Genomic DNA, 20,340 nt, shown 5'->3' with positions numbered 1-20,340 from the left:
CTGGCCCGTGAGTCCGGGTGCCGCAGGTGGTGCGGACTGGCCCGTGAGTCCGGGTGCCGCAGGTGGTGCGGATGGTGCGGCACCCGGACTGTGGGTGTGGGGACTATTCGCGGTCGTCGGACTTCTTGCGACGGCTGAGCAGCCAGCCGCCTCCGCCGAGGACGACGATGACCGCTGCCGCGATGCCGATCCACCCTCCTGCGCCCATTCCGCCGCCGGTGGCTTCCTCTTCGCTGACGGGTTCGACCGAGGAATATCCCCAGTAGCCGACCTGGTTGGCGATGGCACCGCCGTCGCTGGGCTGTTTGGTGAAGTTGTCGAACCGATCGGAGCGGTAGGCCTCGAGCTGGTTCGGGTACCACAGCGTCACCGAGGGGGCTTCCTCGTAGTGGATGGCCTGGGCCTTCTGCACGAGGTCCTGACGCTTGGCCTGGTCGAGCTCGACGTGCTGAGCCTGATAGAGCTTGTCGAATTCCTTGTTGCACCAGCCGTCTTGGCTGGTGCCGCCGTTGCCGTCGGCGTCGGGGCGCTGACCGCAGGTGTTGATGCTCAGCTGGTAGTCGGGATCGGGATTGATCGACCAGCCGGAGAAGTACATATCGTAGTCGCCCTTGGTGGTGCGTTCGGACACCGTGTCGACGTCAGAGGACTCGTTCTTCAGGTCGATGCCGATGTCCTTCATCCACGGTTTGAGGAACTTCGCGGTGCTCTGTTCGATCGGCGCGTCGGCGTCGGTGAGGAAGCGCAGCTGCAGCTTCTCACCGTCCTTCTCGCGGATGCCGCCGGATCCTTCCTTCCAGCCGGCGTCGTCGAGGAGCTTCTTCGCCTCGGCCACGTCGAATCCGCTGATGACGGAGTTGTCGGACTTGAGTGCCCAGTCCGGGTAGACGGCAGGAATGAAGCTCGTGGCCGGCTGCGCATAGTCCTGCATGACCTGTTTGCGCAGGGTCTCGGTGTCAATGCCGGCGCGGATTGCCTGGCGGACCTTCTTGTCCTTCAGCGCCTCATTGCCGGTGCCGAATTCCTTGCCCTTGGCGTCGGCGACGCCCGGGTTGATGGAGATTCCATTGAAGCGGCGGCCGTTGCCGTCGTTGAGTTCGACGTTGTCCGCGTTCTCCAGCGCCGTGAACTGGTCGGGGCTGAGCCCGGTGATGAAGTCGACTTCGCCGGAGCGGATCGCCTGCACCTGCGCATCTGAGTTCGTGTAGTAGCGGTACTGGATCTCGTCGAGCTTCGGCTTGCCGCGCCAGAAGTTCGGGTTCGCCTTGAGCGTGATCGACTTGTTCGCCTCGTAGCTCTCGAGCTGGAAGGGTCCCGAGCCGACGGACTTCTCATCGTTCTTGAATTCGCCGGGCTTGTCGATCTTCGACCAGACGTGCTCGGGCACGACGGGGATCTCTTGGCCGGGGTTGTTCGCCTGCGGCTTCTTCAGAGTGATCTTGACGGTGCCGTCGTCGGGGGCCTCGACCTTGTCGAAGTTTTCGACGAGGCTGCCGTTGGCCACCGCCATCTCTTCCTTCTCCATCATCTGGTTGTAGGTCCAGGCGACGTCTTTCGAGGTCAGCGGTTCACCATCGGACCATTTCATGTCCGGACGGATCGTGTAGGTCCAGACCTTGCCCTCGGAGTCCGTGTTCCATTCGGTGGCGAGCCCCTCGGTGATCGAACCGTCCTTGGCGTCGTTGGCCACGAGGTTCTCGTACATGTACCGGAAGGTGTTCGTCGGCACGAGGTAGAAGGACGTGAACGGGTTGAAGGAGTCGATGAAACCGTCGGTGGCGATCCGCAGCACGTTCTCGGAGGCCGGAGCCTCCGAGGTGGCGGCCTGCGCCGGGGCGGCGGCCATCGATCCGGCAAGGGCGAGTGCTGCGACGCCGGCCAGGCACCGTTGCCAGCCTCTGCGCAGTGAGTGTGAAGTGAACATCTTCGTCTTTCTTCTCGTGCGGTGATTCACTTGTCCTCCCCTGACCCGGGTGAATCGGGGTGTTCTCCCGGGTCAGAGCAGATGTGTTCTCCATCACTCTACGTTCGAAGTGACGTGAAAACGGCACAACAACACACAAATATGCCAGCCGGTCACTGTGCAGATGCCACAGGCGGTTCGAAATCAGCTGCCGTGGGCAAGAGGTTCGGCAGCGGTTTCGCGATCGTCCGGGTTCAGCGCACGTCCGTCCGGGCTCAACGCGCGGCTCGCCGGGCTCAGCCCGCGGTTCGCCGGGCTCAGTGGGCGCAGTTCGGTCTCGCCCGCCTCGGCGAGGATCTCAGCGATCGTCTGCCCGCGGCGGATGATGCTGAACTCGATGCCGCCGCCGGGAGCAGTGCGGTAGCCGAAGATCGGCACCCGCGGGAGCAGATTGTAGGAGAACGGATTCGAGAAGTAATAGGCACCTGTCTCGGGCACGGCGACGAGGTCACCCGCGTCGAGGCGCGGCAGCATCCGATCCCGGGCCAGGAGGTCGCCGGAGAAGCAGGCGGGTCCGGCGACGTCGGTCGGGACGACCTCGGTGTCGGCCTCTTCGGCGGTCTTGGGGTTCCCGTCCGAGGTGAACGGCAGGATCCGCAGGGGCCAGTCGTTCGGGGCATAAGCGGTGCGGGTGGCGACCTGGACGCCGGCCTGGGTCATGACGATGCGGCGCCCGCCGGTGGTCTTCGCGTATTCGACGCGGGTGAGGATGGTGCCGGCCTTGGCGAGGAGGGCGCGGCCGAATTCGGTGACGATGTCGAAGCCGAACAGGCCCGGCACCTCCTCCTCGAGCACCGAGCGGTAGTCGGCGAAGGTCGGGGTGATGTCCTCACCGTCGAAGTTCACCGACAGTCCCCCGCCGATGTCGATGCGCGTGATCCGCCTGGTCGAGGCACGGGAGTTGATCTCCTCGGCGAGGTCGACGGCGGCGCGGATTCCGACGGCGGCTTTGTCGAGGGTGATGCCCTGCGAGCCGGAGTGGACGTGGATCTGGCTCAGCCATGGGCGAGCGAGGTAGGCCTCGATGAGGGCCTCGCGGGCACCCGGGTCGGCGAGGCCGATACCGAATTTCGAGGTTTCGGTGGCGGTGCTCAAGGCGCCGATCGTGCCCGTGCCCGACTGCGGATTGATGCGGATTCCGATTTTGGCCGAGGCGGGCGCGGCGTCTGTGACGGCCGTGCTGTTCCGATCCGCCAGGATCGTGTCGAGGCGGGAGAGTTCGTCGAAGTTGTCGACATTGATCGAGACGCCGAGGTCGACGGCCCGGCACAGTTCGGCCCAGGTCTTGGCTGGGGAGTCGAAGACGATGCGGTCGGGTGCGAACCCGGCCGAGAGGGCGAGTTCGAGTTCGCCGGGGCTGGCGACCTCGCAGCCGGCTCCCACCTCGGCGAACCGGCGCAGCAACGACGGCAGCGGCACCGCCTTGCACGCCACTGCGTGGAGCACCTCGCGATCTGATGCGAATGCCGAGGTCAGCCGGTCGAAGGCGGTGTCGACCCAATCAAGATCCATGAGTCCGAGCACAGCCGCCTCATCGGTCAGCGCCGGGACGGAGTCCGATTGCGCGGAAGCGTTTGCCGGCAGTGTGGGCACCGAATCCGATTGTGCAGTAGCCGAATCCGACGGTGCGGAGGCGTGTGCCGACTGTGCCGGATCGGCTGAGCGGTGAGGCGACACACTGTTCTCTGCGATCATTCGGATTGCTCGGGCGCGACGGTTCGGAATCGCATGGTGGTGACTGGGCATAACGTCCTTTGTTCGAGATCTGTTGTCACTTTAGGACGGCTGACCTCGAAGAACGCACGATAATTCGCCAATGTTCGCGGGGGCTGATTGTAGGTTTCTCACGACCGGTCGTGGGCGAGCACGGAGAGTTCGAGCCAGAGCCGCTCGGCCGGTTCCGCCGTTGAGAGTCCGGTGATCTCCTCGATCCGGCCGAGGCGATGCCGCAGCGAATTCGTGTGCACATGAAGTCGGCGGGAGGCCTCGGCCGAGTTGCCGACCGTGGCGAAGTAGACGCGCAGGGTCTCGAGCAGGCTGCCGTTGTGCTGAGAGTCGTGAGCTGCCAGTGCCTGCGCCGGACCGAGTACTCCTGCGCCCGACTGAGCCCGCTGGCCGGTGGGTGCTCGTCCGTCGGCAGGTCCGGGCCCTCCGCCGATCACGCGCTCATCTGCGGCCAGCAGCGTATCGGCGACCTGCAGACCCACGACTCTCGCTGCCACGTCGCGGATGGTCGCCCCGACGATTCGGCCGTGAGTACTCGGACTTGCGCGCGTAACCGAACTCTTCTGTGGGGTCGGGTCCACGTCCTCGTCGTCCGCGCCAGGCCCCGCCTCGGTGACAGCCTGCACGGCGTCGACGACGTATGCGGCTTCGGTCCACGACCGGTGCACGGCATCGAGGCGGTCGACCGGGGTGCCGACTCCGAAGCACAGGGTCTCCGACTTCGGCAGGGACCTGCGCAGAGCGGCGATGACGTGAGCGCGCACCTGTTCGGCGTTCATCGGCTCGCTCATCTGCACCAATGCCGCGAGGTGGACCCGCTCCCCGGTTCCGGATCGACCCATGCTGACATCTGCCGGGCCGACAGGGACAGAACCATGTCCGGCGTGTGCGGCACCGGCAGAGCTCACGTGCGCGAGCACGGCATCGGCGAAGGCGGCCCGCAGATGGAACCGCAGGACGGGCTCTCGGTCGGGGGTTACCTCGGTGAAGGCAAGAACGCAGTAACTGCCCGAGAACGGCAGCGACAGCAGGGTCGCCGACGGCCCGAGATCGGCCGAGCCGGCGAGGATCCCGCCGAGAGCCTCCCGGCGGATGCGCTTCTCGAACGGTGACCGACGCAGGGTCCGCAGCATCACGGGCAGGGCCGCGCGGGCGGCGTCGCGCAGCACCTCGCGCAGCGGTTCGGGGTCGACCTCGGCCGGGTAGGCCGCCCAGATCGTCCCGATGAGTTCGCCCTCGCTGCGCAGGGCGATGACCGATCGAGCCGGTGATGTGCCTTCGGCGGGACGTTCGACGACATCGGTGGAACGGCGGATCGTGTCGAGGAACCCGGATTCCTCGAGTTCGGCGATCCGCCAGTCGGGAATGGCCCCGGACAGGATCGTCTCGCGACGGATCTCATCGAGTTCGTCGCCGAGGTTCGCATGCGCGAGCACTCGCGAGGCCGGGTCCTCGATCGTGATCGACGCGCCCGTGGTTTCGGCGATGACGGCGGCCAGGGCGCTGAGGTCGTCGACATCAGGCCAGGCCAGGGCGCTCGTCGCCCCCTCGATGAGCTGTCGCAGATGGACGAGGATCTCCGACCACGTCACATGCGGCGATCGTTCGAGGAGGACCGGAGCCCGGCCCGCACTCCCCCGCAGGTCGGCCCCGTCACCGAGGTGGCTGTGCGTTCCGGGCGGGACGACGAGAGCGGCGGCTCCCGCATAGTCGGTCAGCACGGAATCGAGCCCGGCCGGGCTGCGCACCGGCTCGGTGACGAGGACGACTGTGCCGTTCAAGGAGCCGTGGTCGGCGGCCTCGGGGGTCGAAGCCGTGCGCGGAGTGGCGCGTGCAGCGGAAAGCGGAGCCGTGCGTGGAGCAGTGAGCACTGCGGCCGACGGCTCTGTAGAGGCGGCTGGCAGGTCGAAGCCGAATTCGACTCGCGCGACCGCGACGTCGTCGGCCACCTCCGTCAGCGGCAGGAGGAACCCCTCCGTGTCCCGGATCAGGCGGGACAGTCGCGGACTCGCGGTGTCGGTCATGCTCCCACTGTAGTCAACGACCGACAGTGGTCGGGAGGGTCCGCGTCAACGGAACCGGTCGCCTCGGTGGGGTGGGATGAACCGGACGGGTCGGCCGCCTCGGCGGGGTTGGGTTGAGTCGAATCAGCCAGCCGCCTCGACGGGGGCAGATCATTCCGGGGAGAAGAATTTGAACTGGAGGGCGCGGACGACGAGCTGGGCGAGATTGCGCGCCCCCAGCTTGAGACGCAGGTTGCGGGCGTGCGACTTCATGGTGGACATGGCCACCGATTGGTCGGCGGCGATCTCCTCGTAGCTGTGGCCCTGGCAGAGCAGGGTGAGCAGCTCCATCTCGCGGGCGGTCAGCTGCGGTGCCGAGTCGGGGGCGTCGGGCAGGGGATCTCCGCTGATGACGATGTCCTCGGCCAACCCTCTGAGCAGTTCGGGGCTCTCCCCCGCCGAGGCGGCCCGCACGATCGAGACGAGTTCCCTCTCCCCGGCCGTCTTGTTGATCACGGCGAGTGCGCCGGCTTCGAGCCCGCGAGCGATTCCCGGACCAGGCGATACGGTCGTCAGGAGCACAACGCGGGCTTCGGGGTCGAGGTCCATGATCGCCGCCGTCGCATCGACGCCGCTCATTCCCGGCGGCATGTTGACGTCCATGAGGACGAGGTCGGGACGCTCGGCGTCGAAAGCGGCGATGGCCTCTTCGCCGGAGTGCACCGGGTCGAGGACATGGAAGGAACCCGCAGCATCGAGCGCCGCTGCCACCGCTCGTGTCGTCCACGAATCGTCATCGACGACGAGCACGGAGGTGCGTGCGGCGGAGTCAGAGGTCATGTCGTGGTCGGCCTGCGGCATGGTCGTCTCCGGTCTCACGTGAGGGGCCGCCTCCGAGGTCCGGTGCGGGGCCGCGGTGGTGTGCGCGGCCGTGTGGGAGTGCGACGTCATCAGGCGTCGACCTTGTCCCGGCCGCCCTTCGTGCGGGTGCCATTGCTGTGGCTGCCGTTGCTGTGGCTGCCGTTGCTGAGGCGGTAGGTCTCCTCGCCCGAGAAATCGGAACCAGCGGTGTCCGTGCCCGTGAGTCGGTCGGGGGCGTCGGTGGCGGCCGACTCAGCAGAGATCGGCAAAGTACCTGTTGCCTCGGCGCTGGTGTCGAAGTCATCATCGACGACGTCGATCATGACCACATTCGAGGAAGACCGCACGGTATGCGATTTCGAGGAAGTCGGCGCGGACGGGGAGACGAAACGGACCGGCAGGGCCACCTCGACGACGGTTCTCCTCCGTTCATCCTCGTCCACCCGGCAGACGCCGCCCACGGCCGTGGCCCGGCGGGACAGCGACCTCGGCGCCTTGGTCAGGGCGGTCGGGGATTCGTTCGTGCTGCGGCAGAGCAGTTCGGCCCGGTCACCGCGCTCACCTCGCATTTCGACGGCGAGGGTGGCGGGGGTGCCCGGAACGGAGTGGCGGATGACGTTCGTGGCGAGCTCGAGCATCACGGCCCGGAAATGGTGTGACAAGGTGCCTGTCGCGTGGGTCGGCAACGGGGCGAGCTCGGTGGTCAGCGGAACGGAACCGGCCGCACACCCGTCCTCGATCGCGGTCGTCAGCTGCTCCGCCTCGGCGCGAAACCGGACCCGGGAGGTGGCGGAGTCCCCGGAGCAGGCCTCGGTCTCCCACCTGCTCAGGCTCGTCACCAGCTGTCGCAGCCGTTTCGTGGCCTCGGCGTTGACCAGCGCCAACTCGGCGAGGAGGCGGTCCGCGGTCTCGGAATCGGTTTCCTTCGCCAGGGTGCGGATGATCGCGGATTCGGTGGTCAGCGAGTGCGAGATGGTGTCGTGCATGTCACTGGTGAACCGGGCGCGCATGGCATCGAGTGACTTCTGGTGGTCGACGGCGGCGCGTTCGCGGCGGTCGATCTCACTGCGGATTCGAGCTTCGACGAAGGACGCGCACAGGCCAAGGGTCGAGTAGGTCAGCCAGCCGTAGCCGAGGTCGGTGAACCCTTCGAAGCCGGCATCATAGGATCCGAGTCGGGTGGATGCGCCGAGGTAGACGGCCAGTCCGATGGTGCCCAGCGCGAAGCCGATCCAGCGGCGGCGGCTGATCAGGACCGCGGTGGCGAGGATGAGCGCCTCGGGGAACATGTTCTCCAGGTCCGGGTAGAGCATGGAGAAAGCGATGCCCAGTCCGGTCGTCGCGATGACGATGCTCAGCGGCAGGAAGCCGGCTAAGACGATGAGTCCGTAGGCGAGGATGAGCAGGCCTGCGTAGCGGGGTTCGGTGATCTCGAACGACCCGGGCACCAGAATCGTCAGACCCATGATGAGGGCCAGCAGACGGATCGGCAGATCGATGAAGCGCGGCCCCCGAAGGAAGTGCCACACTCGGGCCGGAACGCTCGCTGACGTGCCGGTCGCGCTGTCGATCTCTGAAGTCATGGCCTCTATTGTGCTACAACTGCCTCCCCCGAACTACCTGACGGCGGCCCAGCAACCTCGCGCGAGGTTGCTGGGCCGCCGTCAGGTAGTAATTGGGAGGAGGGTCAGCCGAGGAGTTCGGCGAGGGCTGCCTCGATGACGTCGAAGGCGTCGCCCAGAAGCTCGTCGGAGATCGTCAGCGGCGGCAGGAAGCGCAGGATGTTGCTGAAGGTTCCCGTGGTGAGCACGAGGACGCCGTTCTTCGCGCAGTAGTCCGCGATCTTCTTCACCAGATCCGCGTTCGGCTCGATCGAATCGTGCTCGACGAACTCGGCGGCGATCATGGCACCGCGGCCACGGATGTCGCCGACCTCGGGGTACTTCGACTGCAGCTTCGTCAGGCGGTCGACGATGATCTCGCCGATGGCCAGGGCGCGCTCGGGCAGCCCGTCCTCTTCGTAAGAGGCGATGGCGCCGAGTGCTGCGGCACAGGCGGCGGGGTTGCCGCCGTAGGTTCCGCCGAGGCGGCCCGGTCCGACCGAGTCCATGATGTCCGCGCGACCGGTCACGGCCGACAGCGGCAGACCGCCCGCGATGCCCTTGGCCGTGGTGATGAGGTCGGGCACGATGCCCTCCCACTCGGAGGCGAACATCTTGCCGGTGCGGGCGAATCCGGCCTGCACCTCGTCGGCGACGAAGACGATGCCCTTCTCGCGGGCGTAGTCGACGAGCGTGGGCAGGAAGCCCTCGGCCGGGACGATGAAGCCGCCCTCACCCTGGATAGGTTCGATGACGATCGCGGCGACGTATTCGGAGCCGATCTGCTTCTCGATCATCGTGATGACGCGCTTGGCTGCGTCCTCACCGCTGATCTTCGTGCCGGCCGCATCGTTGTCGCGGTACGGGTAGGACATGGGTGCGCGGTAGACCTCACCGGCGAAGGGACCGAAGCCGGCCTTGTAGGGTGCTGCCTTCGCAGTCATCGCCATGGTCAGGTTGGTCCGACCGTGGTAAGCGTGGTCGAAGACGACGACGGCGTCGCGACCGGTGTGGGCGCGAGCGATCTTCACAGCGTTCTCGACGGCCTCGGCACCGGAGTTGAGCAGCACGGTGCGCTTCTCGTGGTCACCCGGAGTGAGGCGGTTGAGGGCTTCGGCGACTTCGACGTAGCTCTCGTACGGGTTGACCATGAAGCAGGTGTGGGTGAAGGCCTCGAGCTGGGCCTTCGCGGCCTCGACCACGCGGGGGTTCGCGTTGCCGGCCGTGGTCACGGCGATGCCCGAGCCGAGGTCGATGAGCTGGTTGCCGTCGGCGTCCTTGAGGATGCCGCCGCCGGCCGCGACCACGTAGGCGGGCAGGCTCGAACCGACACCGGTCGCCACGGCTGACTTGCGACGTTCCTCGATCTCACGGGACTTCGGTCCCGGAATCTCGGTGACGATCTTACGTTCCTGCGGCAGAGCTTCGCCGCCAATTTCCAAAGCTGTCATAAGGGGAAGAATAGGGGTTATCGACGCTTTTTGTCACTTACCGTCCGAGGGCTGAGCAGAACCGCCCGCGACGGAGAGACGAACGCGCGGATTCGGGCCAGTTCGGGTACGAAATCCGCAGCCGTTCATCGACCGTCGAATCCCCGAGTCGGACCGCCCACAACGAGGACAGAGGCAGCCCCTGGCCGCACCCAAGATTCGCTGCAATCAGCGGTTCTGACTGCGGGCGTCGACGTCCCTGTTCCGTTCCGGAAGCACGCGCTCGTGCTCGCGCATCGGCACGACGATCGTCTCCTGAGCACCGATGACGCGTTCGCCGTCGCCGATTTCGAAGCTCAGCTGCGCCTCGGGGGCGAGGTTCCGTTTGACTACGGCCAGACCGATCGGTCCGAGCTCCCAGTGCACGGTCACCGAGGTCAGAGTGCCAACTGATCGTTCGGACCCGCGGACCTCGGCGAGCACCTCGGTGCCGGGGTCCGGGGCGATGTGCCCGGACCCGTCGAGATGGACGAAGGTCAGACGCCTGGGCGGCTGACCGAGATTGTGGACGCGTGCCACCGCTTCCTGACCGCGGTAGCAGCCCTTGGCCAGGTGCACGGCCGTGCGCAGCAGGTCGAGTTCGCCGACGAGGGCCTTGTGATCGATTTCATTCCGGCCAGGTCGCCAGGCGGCGATCCGCAGGGCCTCCCAGGCGTCGAAGCCGGCCATGTCGAGGCTGTTCGCCGACAGGCCCTGCAGATCGGAGCGCTTGACGATGCCGATGACGAACGGAGTCTCGAGACCCGGATGGTCGGTTCCGGCGACATCGTGCCCGATGTCGATCTGCGCGTAGGAGGCCGAACCGCTTCCGATGTGCGGCCACGGATCGGACCAGGTCCGGGTGACGGGCAGGGTCTCCGGCAGAGCGGTGATGGCGCCGAAGCACTGATAGTCGTCGCTGAGATCCTCGATCTCGACGCGCATCATGAAGACCATCTTGCGCAGGAAGTCCAGTGTCGCGTCGGTGTTGAGGTCGCTGATCGCCCACAGCGCCTCACCGTCGTCGACGAGCTTCAGCCAGCCTTCGATGCGACCGTTCGGATCGAGCACGAGGGTTTCGGTGGACACTCCGGGGGCCAGGGTGTCGATCTTCTGCGTGGTGATCGAGTTCAGCCAGGTCAGACGGTCAGGTCCGCTCAGACGCAGCACGCGGAGATGAGCGAGGTCGACGAGACCGTCCTTCTCCTCGAGCACGCGCTGCTCTCGCAGAGGAGCTCCGTAGTGGATGGGAGTCTCGGCGAGGTCGCCGGCCCCGAGCACCGCGGTCGAGCTCAGTCCGCGGGCCAGCGACGAGCGCCGAACCGCCTCGGTGGGGGTGTCGGTGTTCTCCGGCGACGGCGAATCGTTGAAGTCAGAATTCGGCGACACGGGATCAGTCATCTTAAGACAGCTTCTTCAATCTGGCAGAGGAGTGGGAGGCGAGTTCGTGGCCCATGGCTGCCATGTCCCAGGCCCACATGAGTTCGCCGCCGACGAGGCCGTACATCCGCGTCGAGGCGGTGTACTCCTTCGCGGTCTTGGTCCTGGCCACCACGTCGGTGGCCAGATCGATGCGCGGTCCTTTGACGGTGCCGGCGTAGAGTTCCATGACTCCGTGCGGATGGACGATCTCGGCTTCGATCTCGAAGGCGTCGTCGTTCGTGCGCAGGGTTTCGACCGCTGCGGCCGAGGTGAAGGACTGCTGTTCGGTCGGCACCATCATTCCCGGGCCGACGTCGCCGTCGTCGTGCTGACGCACGAGCTGCCAGATTCCGGTCTCGAGAGTCAGGGTCGACTCGAGATCACCGGACTCGCTGAGCAGCCACGCATGCGCGGTGTACTGGAGGAAGGGCGTGCCCTCGTGGGCGACGAAGTCGATGCGCTGGCCGAACTGCTTCTCAGGAGTGTCCGCATAGCCGACGACACCGACGCCTTCCCACGACCCGATCAGCCAGGACAGAGGGACGAGCTCGGGATGGACCGAGGCATCGAGTTCGATCACCATCAGGGATCAGCGGTTGTCTTTGAACAGCGCCGTGACGACCTTGATCCCGACACCCAGGGCACCGAGAGCGGCAATGCCGACGAGGCTGGAGAAGACGATTTCGAGAGCAACAAGATTATCCATGCTCCCAGTCTACAGTTCCTGACAAAGTGATGTGCATTCAGCCCGGGTCAGGAAGCGACGCGTTCGAGTGCGTAGACGACGACTCCGCCGAGCGCGATCGGGGCGGCACCGAGGGCGAGCTGAACGGCGAAGCTCCGGGCCTTCTCGACGTTCTTCTTCACCTCGATGTTCTGTGAGGCCTCGAGGTTGGCGGCCTGGAACTTCGCATAGGCGACGAGCCCGAGCATCCGATCGACCGCTGCCACGAGCAGGCCCATGATGACACCGAGGACGAGCGCCATGGCCAAGGAGATCGCCTGTGCGAACACGAGCACCGACAGGATCCCCGCCACGGCCGTGGACATGGCGATGGCCAACGGCGAGGTGTAGATCGCCGGCCACGGCAGCGCGGTCATACACTGCGCCACGATGAGCGAGGCGAGGCCGATGACGATGGCCTCCTTGTCACCGGGGACCGTGATCGCCGCAACCCAGGTGCTCGCGGACAGGACGATGACGAGACCGGAGACCTGCGCGGACACGTTCGCCACCGCATAGGAGGCACCGATTCCGCGGGTGAGGTTCTGCACGAAGGTCCACAGCAGACCGAGTCCCGCGAGCACGGGCAGCCAGTCGAGGTAGGGAGCCGTTGAGTCCTGCCAGGCGGCGTAGAGTCCACCCACGCCGAAGAGGGCGAGCATGATCGACGTCGCCCGCGGCTGCGGGGAGTCCGTCAGACGCGGCCAGCCATAGGCGACGCCGAAGACGATGAGCCCGGTCGCCAGCAGGAACAGCGTATAGCCCCAGTACACGGAGGCACTGAGGGCCAACACCAGCACCAGGGCGACGGCTACTCGAATCCATCTGATCACAGCACTATCGTGCCTTATCCGGCGACACCCGCGGTAACCACCGGCGGCAGCGCGTCGGAGCTGCCCCGGCCGGGGCCTCGCTATACTCTTCCTCAGACGACGGGCGAGACGACGGGCGCCGAGGAGGTGGATGCAGCACATGCGGATTCTGCACATCTGCCCCACGGCCAGGCTCGACGCCCCGCTCGCTCCCGAATCCCTGCAGTACCTCGGTCACCAGATCGACCGCTGCGCCGCCGAGGACCTGTCCAGCCGCCGGGCCGAATCCGCCGCGGTCGACGTCGTCATCGCCGACGCCTGCCTCGATCTGTCCCTGGCCCCGCGCATCTCCGACCTGCTCGCCGAGGCGCGGATCACCGCCCCCGTCATCGTCGTCCTCGGGGAGGGCGGACTGGCGACCGCCTCGGCGAGATGGAACGTGTCCGACCTCATCCTCACCACTGCCGGCCCCGCCGAGGTGGAAGCGCGGCTGCGCGTGGCCCGTGACCGTCACGCCGCATCCTCGTCAACTCATTCCGGCAGCGGATTCCCCGGCGGATTGCATGCCGGGTCCGGCCGGCTCGGCGCGAGGGGCGACGCCGGGGGCCGGGGACCGGTTCGCACCGGACGCGGCCCCGTCGGCACCGCCCGAGGAGGCGGGCCCGGAACGTCTGGCCGCCTCGGTGACACGGGCGAGGAAATGTGGAATGCCGATGGCGAACCGATGGTCGTCGTCACCGGGGACCTGCGCATCGACGAGACCGCGTTCACCGCCGAGCTCGGCGGACGCAGCCTCGACCTCACCTACCGCGAGTTCGCCCTGCTGAAGTTCTTCGCCATGCACCCCGAACGCGTCTTCACCCGCGACGACATCCTGCTCGCCGTGTGGGGCGACGACTACTTCGGCGGCACCCGCACCGTTGACGTGCATGTTCGCCGCCTCCGTGCGAAACTCGGCAAAGACCTTGAGAACGCCATCCACACCGTGCGCAACGTCGGCTACCGGTTCAGCGCCGACAGCGTCACAGACACAGATTCAGAGGACGTGACGGCATGAGAATCCAGGCCAGCGGAGCAATCACCTCCACCCCGATCGACACCCTCACCGAGGATGAGCTGAAGTTCCTCGATGACGTGGCGGCCACCGATGGCGCCCCCGAGATCTCCGGCGGGCTCATGGCCGTCGCCACCGGTGAGGACACCGCCCACGAGGCGCAGACCGCCTCGAGCGTCTGGCGCGTATTTGCCGACGACGCAGACGGTTCCGGCCCCACCGATGCCGACCCCGCCGGCAAAGACGCGACCGGCGAGCTCATCGGGTTCGGAATCCGCGCCCTGCAGGGGGATCGTCACGCCGCCGAGTTCCTCATCGCCCCCGACCATCGTCGTCAGGGCCTCGGCGAACAGCTGCTGAGAACGATCCTCGACGAAGAGCCCGAAGCCTGGTGCTGGTCGCACGGCGACCACCCGGCCGCGGCCCACCTCGCCCAGAAGCACGGCCTCGGCCGCGATCGAGTGCTCTATCAGATGCGCACCGACACCGGTCTGCGCCTCGACGGCCTCCCCGAGACCCAGAGCCCCGACGGGGTCGAGATCCGCTCCTTCGCTCCCGGCGACGAGGACGGCTGGCTGACCGTGAACAACGCCGCCTTCGACTGGCATCCCGAACAGGGCGGCCAGACCCGCGCCGATATCGATGCCGTCGTCACCGGTGCGGACTTCGACCCGACCACCTTCATCATCGCCGCCCGCGATGGCGAGGTCATCGGATTCCACCAGACGAAGATCACGGACACGGATGATGAGGGCCGCCTCGGCGAGGTCTATGTCGTCGGAGTCGATCCGCGCATCCACGCCAAGGGCGTGGGCAAGGCGCTGACGGTCGAGGGAATGCGGCGGATGGTGACCGCCGGCGCCGAGACGATCGAACTCTACGTCGAATCGGACAACGCCCCGGCGCTAGGCTTGTACGAGCGACTGGGTTTCCATGTCGCGGTCGCGCACGTGGCCTATGCACCGGCCTCCGCAAAGGTCACCGGCACTGATTCTGCGAGCACGGCGTCGACGGACGAGAAGGAGTAGAGCGTTGTACGACATCGCGGCTTCGGGTAAGGAGCTGGGACTGCCCGACCCGGCTGATCGCTTCCTCGATCGTGAACTCAGCTGGCTGGCCTTCAACGAACGCGTCCTCGATCTCGCCTCGGATCCGGAGATCCCGCTGCTCGAACGCGTCCGATTCCTCTCGATCTTCGCGACCAACCTCGACGAGTTCTTCATGGTCCGCGTCGCCGGTCTCAAACGCCGCATCAACACCGGTCTCGCCGTGCCCAGCGTCACCGGCCGCATGCCCGCGCAGGTCATGCACGATATCGGGGTGCGCGCATTCGAGCTGATGAGCCGGCATGCCGCCCTGCTCAAGGACGATATCGGTCCCCGCCTCGACGCGGAATCAATCACGAAGGTCCAGGTCGAGGACCTCACCGAGGATGAGCGGCACCGTGTCGACGAATTCTTCTTCGGCCACGTCTACCCCGTCCTCACCCCGCTGGCCGTCGATCCGGCCCACCCGTTCCCGTATATCTCGGGTCTCTCGCTCAACCTCGGCGTGCTCCTGCGGTCGCCGGAGACGGGCAAGGAGTTCTTCGCCCGCGTCAAGGTTCCCCCGCGCCTGCCGCGGTTCTTCAATGTCGCCGAGGCGACCGACCGCCCCGCCGGGCGCGACGTCCCGGCCCGCTTCGTCGCCCTCGAGGACATCATCGCCGAACACCTCGGGACCCTGTTCGACGGCATGGAGATCGTCCACCATTCGACCTTCCGCGTGACCCGCAATGAGGACCTCGAGGTCGAAGAGGACGATGCGGAGAACCTCCTCAAGGCTCTGGAGAAGGAGCTGCTGCGCAGGCGTTTCGGTCCGGCCGTGCGGATGGAGATCACAGAGAACATCCACCCCCGCGTCCTCGAGATGCTCAAGGACGAACTGGGCATCCACGACTCGGAGATCTACCACCTGCCGAGCCCGCTGGACCTGTCCGGCATGTCCGATATCGCCGATGTGCCACGCGATGACCTGCACTATCCGAAGATGGTTCCACAGATGAACAAGGACCTGTCGCTGCGGGAATCCAGCGACCAGGTCGACGTCTTCGACGCGGTGGCCAGCCGGGACATCCTCCTGCACCACCCCTACGATTCGTTCTCCACGAGCGTGCAGGCTTTCCTCGAACAGGCGGCGTCGGACAAGAACGTGCTGGCGATCAAGCAGACGCTCTACCGCACCTCCGGGGATTCGCCGATCATCGACGCCCTCGTCGATGCCGCACAGGCCGGCATCCAGGTGCTCGCCGTCGTCGAGATCAAGGCCCGGTTCGACGAGGAGGCCAACATCACCTGGGCCCGCAAGCTCGAGCGCGCCGGCGTCCATGTCGTCTACGGAATCGTCGGGCTCAAGACCCATGCGAAGCTCTCGCTCGTCGTCCGTCAGGAGGCTGACGGGCTGGCCCGGTACTGTCACGTCGGCACCGGCAACTACCACCCGAAGACCGCCCGCGGCTATGAGGACTTCGGGCTGCTGACACGTGATCGGGCCGTCGCCGATGATCTGACGAAGCTGTTCAACCAGCTCTCCGGCTATGCGCCGAAGTCCGAATATTCACGGTTCCTCGTCGCCCCCAGCAATGTGCGCACCGGACTCATCGACCTCATCGACTCCGAGATCGCGATCGCACAGTCCGGCGGAGCGGGGCAGGTGCGGATCAAGGTCAACTCGATCGTCGACGAAGCCATCATCGACGCCCTCTACCGGGCATCCCAGGCCGGGGTCGCCGTCGAAGTCTTCGTCCGCGGAATCTGCGCTCTGCGCCCGGGCATCGAAGGTCTGAGCGAGAACATCACCGTGCGTTCCGTGCTCGGACGCTTCCTCGAACACTCCCGCGCCTTCGTCTTCGGCAACAACGGCGACCCGATCGTCTACATCGGTTCGGCAGATATGATGCACCGCAACCTCGACCGTCGGGTCGAAGCGCTCGTGCAGATCGTCGATGACGGTCACCGGGCGGAGATCATCGAACTCTTCGATCTCGTCTTCGCCCCGACCACCTCGGCATTCGATCTGTCCGGTGACGGCAGATGGACCCGGCGGACTCACGACGACGAGGGCAGCATCCTCGCCGACTATCAGACGGAGCTCATCCGTCGGCACCGGAAGCGTCGGCGAATCGGGGATGAGGCGTGAGCCGGTCCGAGGTCGCCTCGGCACAGGCGTCATCGCGCGTCACCGCCGATGTCCTTGCCGCCGGGGCCGTCTGCTGGAGATACGGTTCGAAAGGCCTCGAGGTGGTGCTCATCCACCGCCCGAAGTACAACGACTGGTCGTGGCCCAAGGGCAAGGTCGATCCGGGTGAGACCCTGCCGGAGGCTGCGATCCGCGAGGTCAAGGAGGAGACGGGGTTCGACATCCACCTCGGCATCCCCTTGCCGTCGGCCGAGTACACGGTCGGCAAGAACACGCTGAAGAAGGTGTTCTACTGGTCGGCCGAGGTCAAGGACGAAGCGGACTTCGCCCCGGTGAACAAGCGAGAGGTCGACACCGCCGGCTGGTTCCCTGTCGACAAGGCCCGGTCGAAGCTGACGTCCTTCGCGGACCGGGAACAGCTCGACGCGCTGGAGAAGTTCGCTGAGACGGACGCACTGCGGGCGTGGCCGCTCATCCTCGTCCGCCACGGGAAGGCGTTCCCACGTGCGAAGTGGTACGAGACAGAGCATGTGCGGCCTCTGCTCAAGCTCGGCACCCGACAGGCCATGGCATTGACCGGGCTGCTGGGAGCCTGGGGCGTGCGCAAGCTCGTCTCGAGTCCGTGGAAGCGCTGCATGGCGACGCTGACTCCGCTGTCGGCGGCGACGGGCAAGTCGATCAAGAAGGTGTCGACGCTCAGCGAGAAGGCCACCGCTGCGAACCCGGACAAGACCGCCCGCTATATCGAGAAGCTGCTGGCGAAGGGCAAACCAGTCATCTACTGCACGCACCGGCCGGTGCTGCCGACGATCTTCTCCGTCTACGCGGCTCATGCCCCGAAACGGGTAGAGGCGAAGCTGCCGAAGGACGATCCGTACCTCAAGCCCGGTGAGGTCCTCATCGCCTATGTGCGCCCCGGTCCGGTGCCGCGCATCGTCGAGATCGAACGCGTCCGCCCCATCGACAGCTGACCGAGGCGCACGACCCGCCAGCGAGCCGATTCTCAAGGTCGAGCATGCGTACTGGGCGGCCCGCCTCGGCGAACTTACACACGTACGGAACGGGCCGCCTCGGCGAGCGAATGCCGGTCCCGACAATGATCCTTTCATGAAACCGACGAAGTCTGTGATCGAGCACTCACAGCGGTTCCAACCCTTCGCCCCTCATTCACCTTCCATTCACGTTTCAACTCCTTGCACTTCACGCGTGATCCTTAGCGTGGATGACGAGCAATCGAGAACTCTCGAGCTGTGTCCACAAACATGAAAGGCATCTTCGTGAAGATGAAGCATCTCGCCCCCTCCGCTGCGATCCTCGCGGTCGGCGCCATCACCCTCTCGGCTTGCGGTGGCGGACAGTCCGCCACCGGCGAAGAGGCATCCGGCGGCAGCAGTGACCTGCAGGGCACCCTGACCGGCATCGGCGCCTCCTCGCAGAAGGCCGCGATGGATGCCTGGACAGCGGACTTCACCTCGCAGAACTCCGGCGTGACCGTCAACTACTCCCCCGACGGATCGGGTGCCGGCCGTGAACAGTTCCTCGCCGGCAACGCGCAGTTCGCCGGATCCGACGCCCACCTCGACGATGACGAGGTCAAGGCCGGAAAGGAAGCCTGCGGCGCCGACGGAGCCTACGAGTTCCCCGTCTACATCTCCCCCATCGCCGTGACCTTCAACGTCAAGGGCGTCGACGAGCTCAACCTCTCCCCCGAAACGATCGCGAAGATCTTCAAGGGCGACATCACCAACTGGAACGACAAGGCCATCAAGGCCGACAACCCGGATGCCGAGCTTCCGGACCTCAAGATCACCGCCGTTCACCGCGCCGATGACTCGGGCACCACCGAGAACTTCGCCGAGTACCTCAAGGCCACCGCCGAGAAGGACTGGGACGCCGAGGTCGACGGCAACTTCCCGAAGGAGTACGGCGGCGAGGCCGCTCAGGGCACCGACGGTGTCATCCAGACCGTCTCCGACACCGACGGAGCCATCGGCTACGCGGATGCCTCGGCCGTCGGTGAGCTCTCCACCGCCAAGGTCAAGGTCGGCGACGAGTTCGTCGAGCTCTCCCCGGAAGCCGCGACCAAGGTCGTCGACGCATCCGAGAAGGTCGAAGGCCGCAGCGAAGGCGACCTCGCCTTCGACCTGGCCCGCGACACCACCGAGTCCGGCGCCTACCCGATCGTGCTCGTCTCCTACCACCTCGTCTGCTCGTCCTACAAGGACCAGGAGACCGTGGACATGGTCAAGGCATGGGAGAAGTTCGTGGTCTCGGAAGAGGGACAGAAGTCCGCTGCCGATTCCGCCGGGTCCGCACCGCTGTCGGACGACCTGCGCAAGCAGATCGAAGAAGTCATCGACTCGATCAAGGTCGAAGGCTGATTTCAGTCTCTGACCTGGAGATATAGCCAGTCGGGAGCGGCGCAGAAGCCCTGCGCCGCTTTTCCGCGCCTGTGGAACCACCCCGGTTTCACCACAAGTCACATGAGGAGTACTTGTGCCGATCAGCACACAGACCACTGAGTCAGGCCCCACAGGACCCGGCTCCACGCCCGAATCCGGGCAGAAGCCGCCGCAGAGTCCGGCAGCTCGGCAGCAGAAGGCCGTCGTCCGACCCGGCGACCGCATCTTCTCGGCCGCCACGCTCATCGCCGGCATCCTGATCCTGGTGATCCTCGCCGGAGTCGCCCTGTTCCTTCTCGCACAGTCGAAGGACACCATCACCGCGCAGATCAGCGACCCCTCCCAGATCACCGGCGGCAAGGGCTTCTTCTCCTATGTCTGGCCGCTGGTCATCGGCACGCTCATCTCCGCGGCCATCGCACTGATCGTCGCGACTCCCTTCTCGCTGGGCATCGCGCTGTTCACCACCCACATGGCCCCGCGCAAGCTCGCTCCGGTGCTCGGCTACGTCATCGACCTGCTCGCCGCCATCCCCTCGGTCGTCTACGGCCTGTGGGGCATCGCTCTGGCCGGCAACCTCACCGGCTTCTACCTGTGGCTGTCGAAGTGGTTCGGCTGGATTCCGATCTTCGCTCCGGCCGCCGACGGCTCCGTGTCGCAGACGGGCCGCACACTGCTGACCGCCTCGCTCGTGCTTTCGATCATGATCCTGCCGATCATCACCTCGCTGACCCGCGAGATCTTCCTCCAGACCCCGCGCCTGCAGGAAGAGGCGGCGCTGGCGCTCGGCGCCACCCGCTGGGAGATGATCCGCATGGCCGTGCTGCCGTTCGGCAAGTCGGGAATCGTCTCGGCCACGATGCTCGGCCTCGGCCGCGCCCTCGGTGAGACCATGGCCGTGGCCATGATCCTCTCGCCCGGCGTCCTCACCGCCTCGCTCGTCGTCAGCGGCAACCAGACCATCGCCTCCGAGATCGCGCAGAACTTCCCCGAGGCCGCGGGACTGCGCCTGTCCGAGCTCATCACCGTCGGCCTCGTGCTCTTCGTCATCACCCTGCTGGTGAACATGGGAGCCCGCGCCATCGTCGCCCGCACCTCGGTGAAGGGAAGTTGAGACCAATGACCAC

General features: G+C 66.2%; 15 protein-coding genes. 6 read left to right on the top strand and 9 right to left on the bottom strand.

The features are described 5' to 3' along the window. Positions 1–103 precede the first annotated feature (103 nt). From ACU4IU_RS12020 to ACU4IU_RS11980, 9 genes are all read right to left on the bottom strand, one after another. A complete protein-coding gene (locus ACU4IU_RS12020; protein ID WP_181270779.1) occupies positions 104–1,924 on the bottom strand; it encodes an ABC transporter substrate-binding protein in 1,821 nt (606 codons plus the stop codon). A gap of 183 nt (positions 1,925–2,107) precedes the next feature. Next, positions 2,108–3,556, bottom strand: coding sequence for a diaminopimelate decarboxylase (locus tag ACU4IU_RS12015; RefSeq protein WP_446656850.1), 1,449 nt, complete (start codon positions 3,554–3,556; stop codon positions 2,108–2,110). Between the two features lie 251 nt (positions 3,557–3,807). Next, positions 3,808–5,712 (bottom strand): PucR family transcriptional regulator, encoded by a 1,905-nt coding sequence (locus tag ACU4IU_RS12010; RefSeq protein ID WP_446656849.1) that lies wholly within the window; start codon positions 5,710–5,712, stop codon positions 3,808–3,810. Positions 5,713–5,862: 150 nt separating this feature from the next. Next, complete coding sequence (locus ACU4IU_RS12005) at positions 5,863–6,642, bottom strand: response regulator transcription factor (protein WP_446656848.1); 780 nt, start codon at positions 6,640–6,642, stop codon at positions 5,863–5,865. Continuing rightward, the gene (locus tag ACU4IU_RS12000; protein WP_446656847.1) at positions 6,642–8,135 is read right to left on the bottom strand and encodes a hypothetical protein; all 1,494 of its coding nucleotides are present in this window, start codon (positions 8,133–8,135) and stop codon (positions 6,642–6,644) included. The genes ACU4IU_RS12005 and ACU4IU_RS12000 overlap by 1 nt, the downstream gene beginning before the upstream one ends. 104 nt (positions 8,136–8,239) lie before the next feature. Further along, complete coding sequence (gene gabT, locus ACU4IU_RS11995) at positions 8,240–9,604, bottom strand: 4-aminobutyrate--2-oxoglutarate transaminase (RefSeq protein ID WP_172171569.1); 1,365 nt, start codon at positions 9,602–9,604, stop codon at positions 8,240–8,242. 207 nt (positions 9,605–9,811) lie between these two features. Further along, entirely contained in the window at positions 9,812–11,023 is a 1,212-nt protein-coding gene (gene ygfZ / locus ACU4IU_RS11990) for a CAF17-like 4Fe-4S cluster assembly/insertion protein YgfZ (protein WP_139909109.1), read from the bottom strand. A 1-nt stretch (position 11,024) separates the two neighbouring features. Further along, positions 11,025–11,627, bottom strand: a complete 603-nt coding sequence (locus ACU4IU_RS11985; protein WP_180345572.1) for an FABP family protein — start codon at positions 11,625–11,627, stop codon at positions 11,025–11,027. A 170-nt stretch (positions 11,628–11,797) separates the two neighbouring features. Then, positions 11,798–12,601 carry an ammonia permease gene (locus tag ACU4IU_RS11980; RefSeq protein ID WP_229663971.1) on the bottom strand — a complete coding sequence of 268 codons (804 nt, stop codon included), beginning with the start codon at positions 12,599–12,601 and terminating at the stop codon, positions 11,798–11,800. Between the two features lie 130 nt (positions 12,602–12,731). Here ACU4IU_RS11980 and ACU4IU_RS11975 point away from each other — a divergent pair, with 130 nt between their 5' ends. The 6 genes from ACU4IU_RS11975 (at position 12,732) to pstC (ending at position 20,327) form a co-directional block, all read left to right on the top strand. Then, positions 12,732–13,637, top strand: a complete 906-nt coding sequence (locus tag ACU4IU_RS11975) for a winged helix-turn-helix domain-containing protein (protein ID WP_446656846.1) — start codon at positions 12,732–12,734, stop codon at positions 13,635–13,637. Further along, positions 13,634–14,662, top strand: a complete 1,029-nt coding sequence (gene mshD, locus ACU4IU_RS11970) for a mycothiol synthase (RefSeq protein WP_446656845.1) — start codon at positions 13,634–13,636, stop codon at positions 14,660–14,662. The genes ACU4IU_RS11975 and mshD overlap by 4 nt, the downstream gene beginning before the upstream one ends. Positions 14,663–14,666: 4 nt before the next feature. Then, positions 14,667–16,811 (top strand): RNA degradosome polyphosphate kinase, encoded by a 2,145-nt coding sequence (locus ACU4IU_RS11965; RefSeq protein ID WP_229663969.1) that lies wholly within the window; start codon positions 14,667–14,669, stop codon positions 16,809–16,811. Beyond that, positions 16,808–17,782: an NUDIX hydrolase gene (locus ACU4IU_RS11960; RefSeq protein WP_139468091.1), complete on the top strand. Its 975-nt coding sequence runs from the start codon at positions 16,808–16,810 to the stop codon at positions 17,780–17,782. Before ACU4IU_RS11965 ends, ACU4IU_RS11960 begins: the two co-directional genes overlap by 4 nt. A 306-nt stretch (positions 17,783–18,088) precedes the next feature. Further along, the gene (gene pstS / locus ACU4IU_RS11955) at positions 18,089–19,192 is read left to right on the top strand and encodes a phosphate ABC transporter substrate-binding protein PstS (protein ID WP_139468277.1); all 1,104 of its coding nucleotides are present in this window, start codon (positions 18,089–18,091) and stop codon (positions 19,190–19,192) included. 244 nt (positions 19,193–19,436) lie between these two features. After that, a complete protein-coding gene (gene pstC / locus ACU4IU_RS11950; protein ID WP_101544086.1) occupies positions 19,437–20,327 on the top strand; it encodes a phosphate ABC transporter permease subunit PstC in 891 nt (296 codons plus the stop codon). The last annotated feature ends 13 nt before the right edge of the window (positions 20,328–20,340 follow it).

The sequence above is a fragment of the Brevibacterium sp. CSND-B09 genome, assembly GCF_052906525.1.
Note: the sequence above shows the minus strand (reverse complement) of the source record. Positions and strands in the feature narration are given on the sequence as shown.